Origin of the sequence: Streptomyces curacoi (assembly GCF_001513975.1) — a bacterium.
Classification (GTDB): domain Bacteria; phylum Actinomycetota; class Actinomycetes; order Streptomycetales; family Streptomycetaceae; genus Streptomyces; species Streptomyces curacoi.
Genome location: NZ_KQ947991.1, coordinates 56,858 through 73,779, shown reverse-complemented (window position 1 = coordinate 73,779; position 16,922 = coordinate 56,858). Strand labels below are relative to the sequence as shown.

Sequence of the window (16,922 nt, the reverse complement as noted above, 5' to 3'; positions counted from 1 at the left end):
GTGAGCGGCAAGGGCGCACCTGAACTGTCCGTACGCAATGTGGGCGACCTGCGGGTCGCGGTCATCGCGGCGCAGTGGCACGAGAAGGTGATGGACGGTCTGGTGGACGGCGCCCTGCGCGCCCTGCACGACCTGGGAATCGACGAGCCGACCCTGCTCCGGGTCCCCGGCAGCTGGGAACTCCCGGTGGTGGCGAAGGTGCTGGCCGGGCGGGGCTACGACGCGATCGTCGCCCTCGGCGTCGTCATCCGTGGCGGCACCCCGCACTTCGAGTACGTCTGCCAGGGCGTGACCCAGGGCCTCACCCAGGTCTCGGTCGACACCGGCGTGCCGGTCGGCTTCGGTGTGCTGACCTGCGACACCGAGGAGCAGGCCCTGGACCGGGCGGGCATCGAGGGCTCCAGCGAGGACAAGGGGCACGAGGCGGTGACGGCGGCGGTGGCCACCGCCGCCACGCTCCGTTCAGTATCTGAACCATGGCGTTAGGTCGCCCGGTCAAACGCGTAGAGTGGGCGCCACCATGTCCAAGAAGACGTTCGAGGAGCTCTTCACCGAGCTCCAGCACAAGGCCGTGAACGGCGACCCCGCCACCTCCCGCACCGCCGAACTGGTCGGCAAGGGTGTCCATGCCATCGGCAAGAAGGTCGTCGAGGAGGCCGCCGAGGTCTGGATGGCCGCCGAGTACGAGGGCAAGGAGGCGGCCGCCGAGGAGATCTCGCAGCTGCTGTACCACGTCCAGGTGATGATGGTCGCCCGCGGGATCTCCCTGGACGACGTCTACGCCCACCTCTGAGCACCAGCAACCCGCACACCGTAAGAGCGAACGAAGGAAGCCGACCTCATGCTGCGCATCGCCGTCCCCAACAAGGGTTCACTGTCCGGCCCTGCGGCGGAGATGCTGCATGAGGCCGGCTACCAGCAGCGCCGCGAGTCCAAGGAACTGCGCATCGTCGACCCGGAGAACGAGGTCGAGTTCTTCTACCTCCGCCCCCGTGACATCGCGATCTACGTCTCCTCCGGCCGCCTCGACATCGGCATCACCGGCCGTGACCTGCTGATCGACTCCGGCGCCAACGCCGAGGAGATCCTGCCGCTGGGCTTCGCCCGCTCCACCTTCCGCTACGCCACCAAGCCGGGCACGGCCAAGGGCGTCGAGGACCTGAGCGGCATGACGGTCGCCACCTCCTACGAGGGCATCGTCGCCAAGCACCTCGCCGACAACGGCATCGACGCCTCCGTCGTCCACCTCGACGGCGCCGTCGAGACCGCCATCGAGCTCGGCGTCGCCGAGGTCATCGCGGACGTCGTCGAGACCGGCACCTCCCTGCGCAACGCCGGTCTGGAGGTCATCGGCGAGCCGATCATGAAGTCGGAGGCCGTCGTGGTCCGCCGGACCGGCGAGAACGGCGAGGAGCCCAAGGTGCAGCAGTTCCTGCGCCGCCTCCAGGGCGTCCTGGTCGCCCGGACCTACGTGATGATGGACTACGACTGCCGTGTCGAGCAGCTCGAGAAGGCCGTCGCCCTCACCCCGGGCCTGGAGTCCCCGACCGTCTCCCCGCTGCACAACGAGGGCTGGGTCGCGGTCCGGGCGATGGTCCCGGCCAAGGAAGCCCAGCGGATCATGGACGACCTGTACGACATCGGCGCCCGGGCCATCCTGACCACGGCCATCCACGCCTGCCGCCTGTAGTGAGCACAGACATGTCCGAACTGCCTGCCCTTCCCGTCACGTTCCGGCCGGGCCGCACCCGGGCCGTCCTGCTCACCGCCGGTGCCGCGATCTTCGTGGTGATCACGGCGGTCGCGCTGATGCTGGAGCGGCTCGGCCCGGGCGAGCGACTCAGCTTCATCTTCACCGGGGCGCTCATGGCCGGCGTGCTGGCCATGCTCGCCCGGGTGAAGGTCGTCGCCGACGACAGCGGTGTGACGGTCGTCAACATCGCCAGCAAGCGGCGGCTGGAGTGGGCCGAGATCGTCCAGGTGAACCTCCGCCCGGGTGATCCCTGGGTGTTCCTCAACCTCAGCGACGGCACCAGCCTGCCCGCGCTCGGCATCCAGCCGGGCATCGCCAGACAGCGCGCCATCGCGGACGCGCGCGCTCTGCGGGCCCTCGCCGAGGCGCGGGCCGTCAAGGATCCCGAGAGCCATCAGGGCTGACTCGGGGTCGTTCACCCTGCCGTAAATCCCCATGTCTTGATTAATCTGTTGGCGGAGGCGTTTTGACGCGTCTCCGCCACTGATGTTCCGCCGGTCTCCAGACGCCGGTCTTCAGAGGCCCCTGCTACCCGAGGAGTGATTCCCTCCAGCGATGGACGGATCGTCCTGTAGTACCTGCGCCGCCCCCTCCCGACATACCGGGGCGGCGGCATCATGAGCATCCCCTTGCTGCTTCTGGCAGCCGCGTTCCTCCTGATTCTCGCCAACGGCTTCTTCGTGGCCGCCGAGTTCGGCCTGGTCACCGTCGAGGCGACGGACGCCGAGAAGGCCGCCGCGGAAGGTGACCGACGGGCCCACCGGGTCGTCGAGTCGCTGCGGGAGCTGTCCTTCCAGCTCTCCGGCACCCAGCTCGGCATCACCATCACGTCCCTCGTCGTCGGCATGCTCGCCCAGCCCGCGCTCGCCGCGCTGCTGGGCGGCCCCTTCACCGCGATCGGCGTCCCCGAGGGCGCGGTGCCCGGGGTGGCCGTGGTCGTCGGCATGCTGCTGGCCTCGGCCGTGCAGATGGTGATCGGCGAGCTCGTGCCCAAGAACTGGGCGGTGTCCCGGCCGATGCAGGTCGCGCGCTTCGTCGCCGGCCCGCAGCATGTCTTCGCGCGCCTGTTCCGCCCGGTGATCGCCGGGCTGAACTCCGTCGCCAACCGCCTGGTGCGCGCCATGGGCATCGAGCCCACCGAGGAGCTGGCCTCCGCCCGCACTCCCGGCGAGCTCGTCTCCCTGGCTCGGCACTCCGCCCAGGCCGGCGCCCTGGAACAGGACACCGCGGATCTCTTCGTGCGGACCCTGTCGCTCGGCGAGCTCACCGCGCAGCACGTGATGACGCCGCGCGTGAAGGTCAGCGCACTGCAGTCGTCGGCGACCGCCGAGGACGTGGTGAACCTGACCCGCGCCACGGGTCTGTCCCGCTTCCCGGTGTACCGGGAGAAGATCGACGAGATCGTGGGCATGGTCCATCTGAAGGACGCGCTGGCGATCCGTTCGGGTGACCGGCTGCGCACCCCGGTCGGCCGCATCGCCCGCCCCGCCCTGCTGGTCCCCGAGACCCTGCCGGTCCAGCCGCTCCTCGCCCAGCTGCGCAACGAGCAGCCCATCGCGGTCGTCGTGGACGAGTACGGCGGTACGGCCGGAGTGGTCACACTGGAGGACATCGTCGAGGAGCTCGTCGGCGAGGTCCGCGACGAACACGACGGGCAGGACCTGCCCGAACTCGCCGCCGCCCCGCCGGAGGACGGCCGGCCCGCCTGGGATGCCGACGGCAGCTGCCGCGTCGACATCCTCCAGCGCATAGGACTCGACGTGCCCGAGGGGCCGTACGAGACCGTCGCCGGCCTCGTCGCCGACCTGCTCGGCCGGATCCCGGCCGTCGGTGACAAGGCGGAACTGCCGGGCTGGCGGCTTTCGGTGCGCCGGGTCGGCCACTACCGGGCCGAGCGGGTCCGGCTGGTCAGGACCGGGTCCGTGGTGGAGGTCGCCCGATGAGCGTGCTCCAACTCCTCTTCGCCGCGCTGCTCGTGCTCGCGAACGGCTTCTTCGTGGGCGCCGAGTTCGCCCTGGTGTCGGTCCGCCGCAGCCAGATCGAACCACTCGGCACGGCCCGGGCCCGCCAGGTCCTGTACGGCCTGGAGCGGCTGCCGCAGATGATGGCGGCGGCCCAGTTCGGCATCACCGTCTGCTCCCTGACGCTCGGCGCGGTCGCCGAGCCGACGGTGGCGCATCTGCTGGAGCCGGTGTTCGCGTGGATCCACCTGCCGCACGGCATGATCCACCCGCTCACCTATGTCATCGCCCTCGCCGTGGTGGTCTTCTTCCATCTGGTCATCGGCGAGATGGTGCCGAAGAACCTGGCGATGGCGGCGCCGGAGAAGGCCGCGCTGTGGCTCAGCCCCGGGCTGGTGTACTTCGCCCGCTTCTGCAGGCCGATCACCGTGGCCCTGGGCGCGGTCGCCCAGGCCATCCTGCGGCTGTTCCGCGTGGAGCCGAAGGACGAGGTCGAGGCGGTGTTCACCAGCGAGCAGCTCAACCGCCTGGTCGAGGACTCCGGCCAGGCGGGCCTCCTCGCCCCCGAGGAGCAGGAGCGCCTGGAGGACGCCCTGGAACTGGGCTCCCGCCCGGTGACGGACGTGCTGCTGGGGCGCGAGTCCCTGGTCACGGTCAGCCCCTCGGTCACCCCCGGCCAGATCGTGGCGCTCACCGCCCGCACCGGCTACTCCCGCTTCCCCGTGGCGGCGGAGAACGGCGCCTTCATGGGCTACCTGCACGTGAAGGACGTACTCGATCTGGAGGAGTCCGAACGGGCGGTGCCCCAGCAGCTGTGGCACCCCATGACGACCCTGCGCTCCGAACTCCCGCTCGACGACGCCCTGACGGTGATGCGCCGCGCGGCGACCCACCTGGCCCAGGTGGCCGACGCGTCCGGCAAGGTGCTCGGGCTCGTCGCGCTGGAGGACGTCCTGGAGCTGCTGGTCGGCGAGGTCCGGGACCCGGCACACCGGGAGCTGCCGGAGGTGCGGGTGACGGGTCCGCGGCTGAACAGCGGGGAGCCGGAGGAGGTCCTGGCCGGCTGACACCGGCGCGGAGCCGCGGGGTCCGTCACATCGCCGACGGATCCTGCGGGCCCCTCCCCGACAGGACCTCCCCGTACGCCTGCATCAGATCCGGCAGCCGAAGTGTCGACAAGTCGTCCCTCGTCAGCGCCCCCGGACAGGTCGACAACCGCAGATCCCGATACGCGCAGCTCTTCTCGTACAGCGTCCGCAGGAACCGCCCGTTGCCCAGCTCGTCGATCCACCCCTGTTCGACCACGTGCCCGGCGATCGACCGCAGCTCCTCCAGCGCCTCCTCGTCCCACACGTCACCGTTGTCCGCCGCGAGCACCTCGCCGATCGAGGTGAGCTCCAGAGGCCGGTACGACGGGAAGTCCACTCGCGTCGTGAAGCGCGACGACAACCCGGGGTTCGCCGCCAGCAGACGGTCCATGCCCTCCGGATAGCCCGCCAGGATCACCACCAGGTGGTCCCGGTTGTCCTCCGCCCGCTTCAGCAGCACCTGCAGGGCCTCGTCGCCGTAGGCGTCGCCCTTGCCGTAGCCGGAGTTGGACAGGGAGTACGCCTCGTCCACGAACAGGACCCCGCCGAGCGCGGAGTCGATGAGCTCGTTGGCCTTCACGGCCGTCTGGCCCAGATACTCGCCGACCAGGTCGGCCCGCTGGGCCTCCACGAGATGGTCGCCGCCGAGGAGCCCGAGGGCGTAGAACACCCGGCCCAGGATGCGCGCGACCGTGGTCTTGCCGGTGCCCGAGGGACCGGAGAAGACGAAGTGCCGTTTGGGCGGCTGGACCGGCAGACCCTGCCCGGCGCGCAGCCGGGCCATGTTCAACTGCGCCGACAGCGCCTTGACCTGGCGCTTGACGGGCTCCAGGCCCACCATGCGCTCAAGTTCGGCGAGCGCCTCCTCCAACAGTCCGGGATCGGTGGGCCCGGCGGGCAGTGACTGCGACGACACGGCGGTCTTCTCCCGCACCGCCGGGTCGGCCACCGACGGCAGGGGTCCGGCCGGCGGCAGATCGGGGTCCGACAGCCTCAGGTCCCGGCCCTCGGTGCCGAAGAGGGGGTCGAGCCCGTCCGGGCAGTCGGCCGCGTCCTGTCCGACCCCGGTGAGCGTGATCGCCGCGAGGTCGGCGGTGTCGTCGTATCCGTCGCCCTCGGCGATCGCCGCCAGCCGGGCCGAGGTGTCCATGAAGGCGGGGTCGACGCGGTGCACGGCACGGTAGAGGGGGAGGGCGGCGGCGGACCGGCCCGTGCCCTCGTGCGCCCGGGCCAGCCAGTACCGCAGCTCCTTGCGCTGGGGCTGCTCACTGCGGCACCGCATCAACGCGGCCGACAACAGCGGCTCGGCCTGCCCGTACATCTCCAGCCGTACCCGTGCCATGCCGCCGAACAGGCCGGCCTCGATGCCGAGCATCGGGTCGTCGAGCAGGGGGTCGGTGTGCCGTACGAGCTGTTCCCAGTCCTTGACCAGATAGGCGCGGCAGGCGTGCAGGAAGCGGACCTGGTGGTCGGTGTCCACGGGCGGGAGTCCGGCCAGCGCCCGGTCCAGCTCCGGGACGTGCCGCCCGTCGAGCCAGTGCGAGGCGTGGGCCAGCAGCAGGTCGCGCGGGCTCTCCAGGACCGGCTGCACCCACCAGCCGAGCCAGTACCAGGAGTTGAGGGTGCGCCGATGCCGGGTGCGCTGTTCCCCGAAGCGGTCCCGGTGCCGGAACATCCGCAGCAGCGCGGTCGTCGTGTCGACGCGCAGCGCGTGCAGGCCGAGCCAGCCGTCGGCCATCCCGGGATCGATGCGCACCGCGGCGCGGAACTCCTCCTCCGCCTGCGGATAGGCCCCCATGGTGTAGGCATCCACACCTCGCAGCCAGGCGAGGTCGGCCGGGGCCTCCGGGCCCTGCGTGCCGAAGTCCATCACGTCCCCCACAAACCCTGCCCCCGTCGGTTGGCCGAGCGGTCGCCCGTCGGCCGCCTTGATCGAACAGCCGTACCGCGGACCGGAGTTGCAGCGGTGCGCAGAGCAGCCGTCGTAGGTCGCACCGAGGGCATCGTACCTGCGAGGGTGCGGCGCGCCCCAGGGTGCCGCACCGGCCGTTTGGCGAGGTGGGAGCAGATCGGGCGCACCCAGTCGGTGACCGAGGGTGAGCGAATCGCGCCTCTCGGCGCCCGGAAAGAGGGGTGAGGACAGAACGAAGCCCCCGATCACGGGGGAACAACCGGGGGCTTCGCGTCTTGGGGCGGCCTCGACCGGCCGCACATTGAGAACGTAAGTCCTGTACGGCCCCCGGGTCAAGCCGAGTTGAAGCACTCCGGGAACTTGCCTGGCAAGGCTCTTCACAAGTTCAGCACATTGCCGATGGATCGTCACCCTGGGTGACCGCCTGGTCCGGTCCATTGGTCCCGGCAGGCCCGGGAATCACCTCGTATCCCTTGCCGCGCTGCCGAACCAGGAGGTCGGCGAACGGCCGGGACGGGTCGTCGGCGAAGTGCTTCAGCTCCGCCCGGACCCACCCGTCCCAGAACTCCCGTTGCTCCTCCCCGTCCCGTGCGCGGCCCCGGGACCAGGACTCCTCGTGGGGCAGTTCCATCCACAACAGCTGGGCGAGGTACGGACGCAGGGCGCGGCGGCCCGCACCGACGCCCTCGACGACGATCACCGGAGCCGGTGGTACGGCGAGGGGCGCACGGAAGTGGCGGCCGTGCCAGTCGTAGGGGGTGTAGTGGGCGGTCCGGCCCTGTGCGAGCGGTTCGATCACCTGGCTCAGCAGGCGCTCGGTCCACTCGAACAACTCCGCATGGCTGGCGATGTCGTCGAGGTGCAGCACCGGGGCGTCGCCGAGCGCCCGGGCCAACTGCCCGGCGAACGTGGACTTTCCCGAGCCGGCATGCCCGTCGACACCGATCAGGCGGACCGGGCCGCAGGACGGGGGCAGACGGCGGAGCCGGGTGGCGAGGTCGTGAATCGTTTTTCCCCGAGTGAAGTGGAGGTGGGCATATTTCGTTGGAACATTCTAGTAGTGGGTGAAAGCGGGTGGTGGGACGGGATGAGAAAAGGTGTCGCTTTGAACTAGCCGTCGGATGCCCGCGACTCTTCCGAAAAACTCCGGCCACCACTGCGAAATCTGCGTTCCGGTTGAGCCCCACGCTGAGTAAGGTGCCTGGTGCACAACTGTGAGGTGCCGTAACGGGGATGGGCTGGGACAGATGGCCGCGGGGCTATTCGAAGGGCAGTATGTGTGGCATCCGGCGGCCGACGACCGCTTGCTCGCGAGCGTATGCGTCGATGTACGGGCGGGCCGTTATCTGAGCGCCCGGGACGCCCTGGCCGAAACGCGCGGCGACTTCGGCCTGCGCGCCCACCGCTCGCTCGTGCTCGCCTCGGAGGCCGCCGACTCCGACCTCGTCGAGCGCTGGCTGGCCGAGGAACCCGGCCCCGAGGCGGCGCTGATGTGGGCACGGGTGGCGGTGCTGCGGGCGCTGCGCGCGGCCGACGCGGGCGACCCGCGCACGGAGGCGCTGGAGCGGATAGCGCTGGCCGCCTGCGACCGGGCCGCGAAGGCGGACCTCGCCGATCCGACGCCCTGGGTGGCCAAGCTGGCCATGGCCCGGCTGCACCGGCTGCGCGACCAGGCGCCGCGCGGACTGCTCACCGCGCCGCCCGGGCCGTGGCGTCTGTTCGCCCACATCCTCTCCCTCGACCCCTGGCACCGAGAGGCCCACCACCGCTTCCTGGCCTGCTTCTTCACCCGGTACGGCGGCTCCGTGACGGCCGCCTGGGACGTCGCCGCCTTCCTCGGCCAGCGCGCGCCCGCCGACTCGCCGCTGCGCCTCCTCCCGCTGGTCGCACTGGTGGAGTGCTACGACCCGACCCAGCTGCTCGCCGACCGGGTCTGGGAGCAGCCGCAGTGGCGCTCGACCGCCCTGGCGATCCACCAGAACTGGCTGCCCACGGTGGCCGAATACCCCTTCACCCCGGTCCTGGACCTGGCCTACCTCGCGCACGCTCTGGTCATGGCCCGGCGCGAGGAGGAGGCACGCGCCGTCTTGACGGCGATGGGGCCGTACGCCTCGCGAATGCCCTGGTGCGTCTTCGGCGACCCGGCCGAGCAGCTGTCCCGGGCGCGGCGCGCCTGCGGCCTGCCCGTGCCGAGCGTCTGACGCGCCGCAACCCCCCACCAAGAAGAAAGGTCCGACCCGTGTCAGAACGGATATCGGCCCCGCGTGCCGGAGCGCGCGGGGGAGCGGTTCCGATCGCGCTCGACGACGACGCGACCCTGCATGCGATGGGTTATCCGAGAAAACTCACGCGGCGCTTCAAGGCGTTCGACAATTTCGCCATCTCGTTCACCATCATCAATATCATCTCGGGTATTTTCTCGGGCTTCGGCTTCGGTCTGAACGCGGGCGGTCCGAGCATTCTCGTCTTCGGCTGGATCGGCGTCTCCGTCATGGTGCTCTTCGTGGGAGCAGCGATGGCGGAAGTCGCCTCGGCCTATCCGACGAGCGGCGCGCTGTATTTCTCCGCCGGAAAGCTCGCCAGACGTCACAAGGGTGCCTGGTCCTGGTTCACCGGCTGGCTGAACTTCGTCGGCCAGGTCGGTGGCACCGCCGCCACCGGGTACGCCGCCGCCACCTTCCTCCAGGCCTTCATCGCGCTGCAGTGGCCCTCGTACGAGCCGACGCCGCAGCGGACGGTGCTGATCACGGCCCTGATCATCGTGCTCCAGGGGCTGGCCAACACCTACACCGTGCACCTGGTCGCCGTACTGAACCGGATCTCCGTGTGGTGGCTGCTGATCGGGCTCGTGGTCATCGTGAGCAGCCTGATCGCCATACCCGATCATCATCAGTCGCCTTCCTTTGTCACGCATTTCGTGAACAACACCGGTTTCACGAGCGGCCTTTACGGCGGGATGCTCGGTCTGCTGGTGACCAGCTGGACCTTCACCGGCTTCGACGGCAGCTTCCACATGTCCGAGGAAACGGTCCGGGCGACGGTGAACGCGCCGAGAGGGATCACCCGGGCGATCGCTTACTCGGCGATCGCAGGACTGCTGCTGATGCTCGCATTGGTCTACAGCATTCGTGACTACGACCGGGTGGCGAGCGCCGACGCACCTCCCGTGCAGATCCTGATCGACGGGCTCGGAGTCGGCACCGCGAAGGCGCTGCTGTTGATCGTGATCGGCGCCATGCTCTTCTGCGGCCTCGCCAATCTCACCAGCAACACCCGGCAGATCTTCGCCTTCTCCCGGGACGGCGCGATGCCCGGCTCCCGCTGGTGGCACTCGGTCTCGCCGCGCACGCGCACGCCCGTCAAGGCGGTGTGGCTGGCGGTGGCCTGCTCGCTGGCGCTCGTCCTGCCCGGCTGGTGGTCCCACACGGCGTTCACCGCCATCGTCAGCGTCAACGTCGTCGGGCTCTTCCTCGCGTACGCCGTCCCGATCCTGCTCCGGCTGCGACTGGGCGACGAGTTCCAGCCAGGGCCCTGGCATCTGGGCCGCTGGGGCCGGCCGGTCGGTGTCGTCGCGGTGACCTGGATCCTGCTCAGCAGCGTCCTGTTCATGCTGCCGCAGGCCTCGCCGATCACCGCCCACTCCTTCAACTACGCGCCGATCGCCCTGGCCGTCGTCCTGGCCGTCGCCACGGTCTGGTGGTTCGCCACCGCCCGCCGCCGCTTCCACGGCCCGGTCAGCTACGGCCGCCCCGACGAGGTCGCGGCGATGGACCTCGTCTGACGCCACGTCAGCGGAGCCCGTCCGGCGCTCCGCCACCCTCTCCCGGCGTCCGCCACCTCGGCGGCGGACGCCGGGACACCATCTCGGTCACCTCCACGTGCCCGTACGGAGTGTCGAGGCCCGGGTGCCGGCCCGGGCCCTGCCAGTGGTCACCCCCATATTCGTGGGCGCGCCAGGCCCGAAGTGCTGGCAGACGTTGCCGCCTGCGTTCATAGTGGGCGGACAGCTGTGCACCGGACCCGCCCGACTCGGACACTTGGGGGTCTTCCGCCCATGAGCAGAGCCGAACAGCCGTCCCGCAGAACCGTCCTGGCCGCCACGGTCGCGGCCGTCGTCGCCGGCAGCGCGGGCCCGGCGGTCGCCACAGGCGGCACCGCCGACGCCCCCGCCCCCGCACAGGCCCCGCCCCGCACCGTCGACAACCGCGCCTGGACCACGTACAGCGACTGGCGCAGCGGCGCAGCCCGGGGCACCCGTGCCCTCGCCGGCGCCCGACCCGGCATCGTGATCGCCAGGCCCGCCGGCACCACCGACTACACCGACCCGCACACCGGCAACAGCGCCCGCTGGGAGTACGCGACCTGGACGTCCCCCGTCCACCGGCTCGCCGTCCCCGCCACCGAGGCGATCGCCTCCTGGAACGCGCACACCCCCGACGGCACCTGGCTCCAGATCGAGCTGAAGGGCGCGTACTCCGACGGCACCGCCACCCCCTGGTACGTGATGGGCCGCTGGGCCGCCGGCGACCGGGACATCAGGCGGACCTCGGTCGACGACCAGAGCGACGACAAGAGCAGCATCTGGACGGACACGTTCGCCATCGACGATCCGGCCTCCGGGCTGCGGCTGACCTCGTACCGGCTGCGGCTGACCCTCTTCCGCAGGCCTGGCACGAAGCTCACCCCCACCGTCTGGCGGGCCGGCGTGATGGGCTCGGACGTCCCCGACCGCTTCACCGTCCCGGCCTCCGCCCCCGGCCTGGCCCAGGAGCTGATCGTCCCGCGCTACTCGCAGGAGATCCACGTGGGCCAGTACCCGGAGTACGACAACGGCGGTGAGGCCTGGTGCAGCCCCACCTCCTCGCAGATGATCATCGAGTACTGGGGCGGCCGGCTCACCCCCGAGCAGCTGGCCTGGGTCGACCCGTCGTACGCCGACCCGCAGGTCTGTCACGCGGCCCGGTTCACCTATGACTACCAGTACGAGGGCTGCGGCAACTGGCCGTTCAACGCCGCCTACGCGGCCACCTTCAAGGACCTGCAAGGCGTGGTCACCCGGCTCGGCTCGCTCACCGACCTGGAGACGCTGATCGCGGCCGGCATCCCGGCCATAACGTCGCAGTCCTTCCTGGAGAAGGAACTGACCGGGGCGGGGTACGGCACCGCCGGTCATCTGATGACGGTCATCGGCTTCACCGCCGACGGCGACGTGATCGCCAACGACCCGAACTCACCGAGCAACGAGGCCGTGCGGCGCGTCTACAAGCGGCGCGAGTTCGAGAACATCTGGCTGAGGACCAAGCGGTACAACGCCAGCGGCAAGATCGTCTCCGGCACGGGCGGCGTCTGTTACCTCTACTTCCCGGCGCGTCCCACGCCGCGCCGGCGCGCCGCGCTCGCCGCGGTGGGCGTGCGCTGAGCCGCCGGGCACGGAGGCACGGAAGGGCCCCGGTGAACCGGGGCCCTTGTGCTGTGAGCAACGTCTCCGCCGCAAGCGCGGGCCTCGGTGGCAAGGTGGGCATATGACCGCACACTCAGCCACAGCCGACCACATACGCACCGGCGGCCCCGAGGAAGACGGCCCGGAGATCTTCGAGCACGTCATGGGCTGGACCCTCGTCGTGGTCGTCGCGATGCTCGTCACCCAGCTCGGCCTGCTGTGACCTGACACACACGAGACCCCATGGTCGGACATATAACGACCCCGGGTGAAGCGGTTTCATCAAAGTCGATCAGACTCGAACGAGCAGCTGGCGCAGGTCTGCCATACTGCCGACATCCCGCCGCCCGTTGGAAAACCAGGGTCTGAATTGAATATTAGTCAACAGCGCGAGACGGCCCGACCCCGGGCCCGCGGCACCGAGCGCTCGGTGGCGCGCCGGGCCGAACTCATCGCCATCGGGCGGAAGTTGTTCGCCGACACGTCGTACGACGCGCTCTCCATGGACGACATCGCCCGGCAGGCCCATGTCGCCAAGGGGCTCATCTACTACTACTTCCAGTCCAAGCGCGGCTACTACCTGGCGATCATCCAGGACTCCGTCGCCGACCTGGTCACCTATGCCGCGAGCGGCCTCGAACTGCAGCCGGTGGACCGGGTCCACCGCACCATCGAAAGCTATCTCCGCTACGCCGAGCACAACCAGGCCGCCTATCGCACCATCGTCAGCGGCGGTGTCGGCTTCGACGCCGAGGTGCACGCCATCCGGGACGGCGTGCGCGAGGCGATCGTGGCGACCATCGCCGAGGGGGCGTACGGCCGCACCGACATCGCCCCGCTCGCCCGGATGGGACTGCTCGCCTGGGTGTGCAGCGTGGAGGGCGCCACCCTCGACTGGATAGACCACCCCGAACTGCCCCGTGACACCATGCGCGACCTGCTGGTGAAGACCCTGGGCGGCGCCATGCGGGCCATCGAGGAGCTCGACCCCTCCTACAAGGCTCCCGGGCCCGCCCGCCGGGACGGCTGACCCGGCCCGCACAAGGGGCGGAGGCCTCGTGGTCCTCCGCCCCAAGTCCCCCGTGGGCCCGGCTAGTTGATCGCCTTGATCAGCTCACCGCCGGTCGTGTCCCCGCTCAGCTCCCAGAAGAAGGTCCCGCCCAGCCCCTGCTGGTTCTTGTACGTCATCTTCGTCGCGATGGTCGCCGGGGTGTCGTAGCTCCACCACTCGCTGCCGCACTTGGCATACGCGGTGCCGCCCACCGTGCCGGTCGCCGGGCACCTGCTCTTCAGCACCTTGTAGTCCTCGATGCCGTTCTCCCAGGTCCCCTTCGCCGCCCCGGTCGCCGTGCCGCCGGGTGCCGACTGGGTGACGCCGGTCCAGCCGCGGCCGTAGAAGCCGATGCCGAGCAGCAGCTTCGAGGACGGGATGCCGAGGCCCTTGAGCTTGGCGATGGTCGCCGAGGTGTGGAAGCCCGCCTTCGGGATGCCGGTGTAGGAGTGCAGCGCCGAGTGCGGGGCCGTCGGACCGGTCGCGTCCCAGGCGCCGAAGAAGTCGTACGTCATCGGGTTGTACCAGTCGACGTACTGCGCCGCGCCCGCGTAGTTCGCCGCGTCGATCTTGCCGCCGCTGGTGGCGTCGGCCGTGATCGCCGCGGTGACCAGGTTGCCCGGGCCGAACTTGGCGCGCACCGCCGCCATCAGGTTCTTGAAGGCCTCCCGGCCGCTGGTGTCACAGGTGGCGCCGCAGGCGTTCGGGTACTCCCAGTCGATGTCGATGCCGTCGAAGACGTCGGCCCACCTGGAGTTCTCGACCAGGTTGTAGCAGGACTGGGCGAAGGCGGCCGGGTTCCGTGCGGCCTCACCGAAGCCGCTCGACCAGGTCCAGCCGCCGAAGGACCACAGGACCTTCAGGCCGGGGTGCTTCTTCTTCAGCTCGCGCAGCTGGTTGAAGGTGCCGCGCAGGGGCTGGTCCCAGGTGTCGGCGACGCCGTCCACGGACTCGGCCGCGGTGTAGGTGCGCTCGGTCGCCGCGTAGGAGTCGCCCATCGCGCACCTGCCGCCGGTGACGTTGCCGAAGGCGTAGTTGATGTGGGTGAGCCTGGCGGCCGAGCCCGAGGTCTCGATGTTCTTGACGTAGTACTTGCGGTCGTAGGTGCCCCATTCGGTGAAGTAGCCGACGACCTTGGAGCCGGCGGCGAGCCTGGGGGAGGGCTCGGCGGTCGCGGTGCCCGCGCCGGCGAGCAGTCCGGCGCCGAGGACGGCCGCGCAGGCCGCGGCCACGAGCGTCCGGAACCGGGTGCGGGGGCGGTGCGAAATGTGCATCGGGTGTCTCCTCCGTGGGGGAGAGGGGAACGTGCGCCGATTGGCATGAACACGATGGCGGGAATCGCTTCGCCAAGGTAGGAGGACTAGACCAGTACGTCAATGGTTCGGACCAATTTCGACGGACGCGTGTGTTGCTCGATACTTCTTGAAGTAAGCGGTCGTTAACTGGTGACGGGGTGCCTCTGATCGGGCATACTCACAGCGCACAGCCGCTGGTCAGCAGCTTCCGAGACCCGGGATGCGAGCACCGGCCCGGCATCAGTGAGACCCGGCGGAGCCGCCCCACCCAAGGCGGACGTCCGCCGATGTGCCCGACAGGGAGGATCGTCGCCATGCCCGACCGCGCCCCGCAGCCGGTGGATCGTCAACTGCCCACGGACGAGGCCCGGGATCTGCTCTCGCTCGTCCGCGACATCGCGCAGCGCGAGATCGCCCCGAAGGCGGCCGAGGAGGAGGACGCCGGGCACTTCCCGCGCGAGGTCTTCACCCTGCTCTCCTCATCCGGACTGCTCGGCCTGCCGTACGACGCCGAGTACGGCGGCGGCGAGCAGCCGTACGAGGTCTACCTCCAGGTCCTCGAAGAGCTCGCCGCGGCCCGCCTCACCGTCGGCCTCGGCGTCAGCGTGCACACGCTGGCCTCCTACGCTCTCGCCACCTACGGCACCAAGCAGCAGCAGGTCGAGCACCTGCCCGCGATGCTCGGCGGCGGGCTGCTCGGCGCCTACTGCCTCTCCGAACCGTCGTCCGGCTCGGACGCGGCCTCCCTGCGCACGAAGGCGGTGCGGGACGGCGGCGACTGGGTGATCACCGGCACCAAGGCCTGGATCACCCACGGCGGCGTCGCCGACTTCTACACGGTCATGGCGCGTACCGGCGAGGAGGGGCCGCGCGGGATCACCGCGTTCCTGGTGCCCGGTGACGCGCAGGGGGTGAGCGCGGCGGCGCCCGAGAAGAAGATGGGCATGAAGGGCTCGCCCACGGCCCAGGTCCACTTCGACGGCGTCCGGGTCCCGGACGAGCGGCGCATCGGTGACGAGGGCCAGGGCTTCTCGATCGCCCTGTCCGCGCTCGACTCCGGTCGGCTCGGCATCGCGGCCTGCGCGATCGGCGTGGCCCAGGCGGCGCTGGACGAGGCGGTCGCGTACGCCACCGAGCGACGGCAGTTCGGGAAGCGGATCGCCGACTTCCAGGGGCTGCGCTTCATGCTCGCCGACATGGCGACCCAGATCGAGGCCGGGCGCGCGCTGTATCTGGCGGCGGCGCGGCTGCGTGACGCGGGCCGGCCGTTCGCCAAGCAGGCGGCGATGGCCAAGCTGCACTGCACCGACACCGCGATGCGGGTCACGACCGACGCCGTCCAGATTCTCGGCGGGTACGGCTACACCGCGGACTTCCCGGCGGAGCGCTATATGCGCGAGGCCAAGGTCCTGCAGATCGTCGAGGGCACGAACCAGATCCAGCGGATGGTCATCGCCCGTCACGTAGCGGGTCCCGAAGGGCGCTGAACTGGCCACGCTTGACCTGCGGCGCCGTGAGCCGGATCCACTCCGGGTCGTGGCGCCCGGGCAGGGTGCGGCCACGGTCGGCCCACATGCGCATCAGATCCTGGTAGATGGGCGGATCCGGCTGCTGCGGAGGCGTCGGCGGAACCGTTCCTGCAGGTCGCGGGACGAAGATGCGGCGCTGCGGCCCGGTCGCTGAATAGGAGAGGGGCATACCAGGGCAACGCGGAGGTGGGGGGACAAGTCACCGTCAGTCTGATTCGGGCGTGAGTTCGCCGATGTCCGGCTCCTCTCTGCCCACCTGACGCTGGCTGACGAACCGTCAGCCCACTGGCGTCCAGAGGGATTTGCCGTGGCCGATGGCGACCACCCGGCACCGCTCGACGAGTATCCGGTGCGCCAGGTCCCCTGTATCTGATCCTGCACCATGGCAGCCTGCGAGCCATGGTGCAGGGCAGCTACTGGGATTGAGCGACGCGAGCGGTGTGGCCTGCGCTCAGGCGGCCTGGCGTCGCATGACGGGGATCCTGATCGGGCGTGAGCCCGGGCCGCCGACATGCGAGAAGGGCTGGGTCCGCCAGTTCAGCCCCTGAGGGAGCGTCAACAGCAGGGCCGTGTCCTGCTCCTGGGGCTCCACCGACTCGTCCGCGGAGCGGGCCTCGGAGGCCCTGCGGCCGGTGCCGGCGCACACCGTGAGGCCGAACGGGTTCCACGGCGAGGCACACAGCGCGTGCTCCGGCAGGACCTCCTCGTCCGCCAGCAGGGCGATGGGCTGCGCGCAGTCCGGGCAGATCACCCGGTACATCTCGAAGGTGTCGTACGCGTCGAGTTCGTCGTCCTCCAGGGCGTCGGGTTCGACACCCTCCGGAGTGGGCTCGATGACCGGCTGCTGCCGCTTGGGTGCGGTACGACCAGGGCGCTTAAGACTCTGCATGGGA

At 70.3% G+C, this 16,922-nt stretch carries 16 protein-coding genes; 12 read left to right on the top strand and 4 right to left on the bottom strand.

What is annotated here, in order from left to right; translation table 11 throughout:
• The 6 genes from ribH to AQI70_RS26180 all read left to right on the top strand — a co-directional run bounded on the left by ribH (position 1) and on the right by AQI70_RS26180 (position 4,781).
• Positions 1 to 486, top strand: a complete 486-nt coding sequence (gene ribH / locus AQI70_RS26205) for a 6,7-dimethyl-8-ribityllumazine synthase (protein ID WP_004002733.1) — start codon at positions 1 to 3, stop codon at positions 484 to 486.
• 34 nt (positions 487 to 520) lie between these two features.
• Positions 521 to 793: a phosphoribosyl-ATP diphosphatase gene (locus tag AQI70_RS26200; RefSeq protein ID WP_030048796.1), complete on the top strand. Its 273-nt coding sequence runs from the start codon at positions 521 to 523 to the stop codon at positions 791 to 793.
• 48 nt (positions 794 to 841) lie between these two features.
• Positions 842 to 1,690, top strand: coding sequence for an ATP phosphoribosyltransferase (gene hisG / locus AQI70_RS26195; protein ID WP_004002735.1), 849 nt, complete (start codon positions 842 to 844; stop codon positions 1,688 to 1,690).
• Positions 1,691 to 1,701: 11 nt separating this feature from the next.
• Positions 1,702 to 2,157, top strand: coding sequence for a PH domain-containing protein (locus AQI70_RS26190; RefSeq protein ID WP_062154277.1), 456 nt, complete (start codon positions 1,702 to 1,704; stop codon positions 2,155 to 2,157).
• A 213-nt stretch (positions 2,158 to 2,370) separates the two neighbouring features.
• Positions 2,371 to 3,696 carry a hemolysin family protein gene (locus AQI70_RS26185; protein ID WP_062154275.1) on the top strand — a complete coding sequence of 442 codons (1,326 nt, stop codon included), beginning with the start codon at positions 2,371 to 2,373 and terminating at the stop codon, positions 3,694 to 3,696.
• Positions 3,693 to 4,781, top strand: a complete 1,089-nt coding sequence (locus AQI70_RS26180; protein WP_004002738.1) for a hemolysin family protein — start codon at positions 3,693 to 3,695, stop codon at positions 4,779 to 4,781. The genes AQI70_RS26185 and AQI70_RS26180 overlap by 4 nt, the downstream gene beginning before the upstream one ends.
• Before the next feature lie 25 nt (positions 4,782 to 4,806).
• Here the strand turns inward: AQI70_RS26180 and AQI70_RS26175 are convergent, their stop codons facing one another.
• Complete coding sequence (locus AQI70_RS26175) at positions 4,807 to 6,672, bottom strand: AAA family ATPase (protein WP_062154272.1); 1,866 nt, start codon at positions 6,670 to 6,672, stop codon at positions 4,807 to 4,809.
• A gap of 427 nt (positions 6,673 to 7,099) precedes the next feature.
• A complete protein-coding gene (locus AQI70_RS26170; protein WP_079051493.1) occupies positions 7,100 to 7,720 on the bottom strand; it encodes a uridine kinase family protein in 621 nt (206 codons plus the stop codon).
• A 241-nt stretch (positions 7,721 to 7,961) separates the two neighbouring features.
• On the opposite strand from AQI70_RS26170, the gene AQI70_RS26165 reads away from it, so the two are divergent.
• The 5 genes from AQI70_RS26165 (at position 7,962) to AQI70_RS26150 (ending at position 13,184) form a co-directional block, all read left to right on the top strand.
• A complete protein-coding gene (locus AQI70_RS26165; RefSeq protein ID WP_208607446.1) occupies positions 7,962 to 8,915 on the top strand; it encodes a hypothetical protein in 954 nt (317 codons plus the stop codon).
• Positions 8,916 to 9,040: 125 nt separating this feature from the next.
• Positions 9,041 to 10,495: an amino acid permease gene (locus AQI70_RS26160; protein ID WP_062154267.1), complete on the top strand. Its 1,455-nt coding sequence runs from the start codon at positions 9,041 to 9,043 to the stop codon at positions 10,493 to 10,495.
• Between the two features lie 273 nt (positions 10,496 to 10,768).
• A complete protein-coding gene (locus AQI70_RS26155) occupies positions 10,769 to 12,133 on the top strand; it encodes a peptidase C39 family protein (protein WP_062154266.1) in 1,365 nt (454 codons plus the stop codon).
• A gap of 103 nt (positions 12,134 to 12,236) precedes the next feature.
• Positions 12,237 to 12,377: an SCO1431 family membrane protein gene (locus AQI70_RS38730; RefSeq protein WP_107117085.1), complete on the top strand. Its 141-nt coding sequence runs from the start codon at positions 12,237 to 12,239 to the stop codon at positions 12,375 to 12,377.
• A 147-nt stretch (positions 12,378 to 12,524) separates the two neighbouring features.
• Positions 12,525 to 13,184, top strand: a complete 660-nt coding sequence (locus AQI70_RS26150) for a TetR/AcrR family transcriptional regulator (RefSeq protein ID WP_062154264.1) — start codon at positions 12,525 to 12,527, stop codon at positions 13,182 to 13,184.
• 62 nt (positions 13,185 to 13,246) lie between these two features.
• On the opposite strand, the gene AQI70_RS26145 is transcribed toward AQI70_RS26150, so the two are convergent.
• Complete coding sequence (locus tag AQI70_RS26145) at positions 13,247 to 14,479, bottom strand: glycoside hydrolase family 18 protein (protein ID WP_062154262.1); 1,233 nt, start codon at positions 14,477 to 14,479, stop codon at positions 13,247 to 13,249.
• Between the two features lie 335 nt (positions 14,480 to 14,814).
• Here AQI70_RS26145 and AQI70_RS26140 point away from each other — a divergent pair, with 335 nt between their 5' ends.
• Entirely contained in the window at positions 14,815 to 15,987 is a 1,173-nt protein-coding gene (locus tag AQI70_RS26140) for an acyl-CoA dehydrogenase family protein (protein WP_062154260.1), read from the top strand.
• Positions 15,988 to 16,480: 493 nt separating this feature from the next.
• Here AQI70_RS26140 and AQI70_RS26135 read toward each other — a convergent pair whose 3' ends face one another.
• Positions 16,481 to 16,918 (bottom strand): hypothetical protein, encoded by a 438-nt coding sequence (locus AQI70_RS26135; protein ID WP_004002749.1) that lies wholly within the window; start codon positions 16,916 to 16,918, stop codon positions 16,481 to 16,483.
• Positions 16,919 to 16,922: the final 4 nt, after the last annotated feature.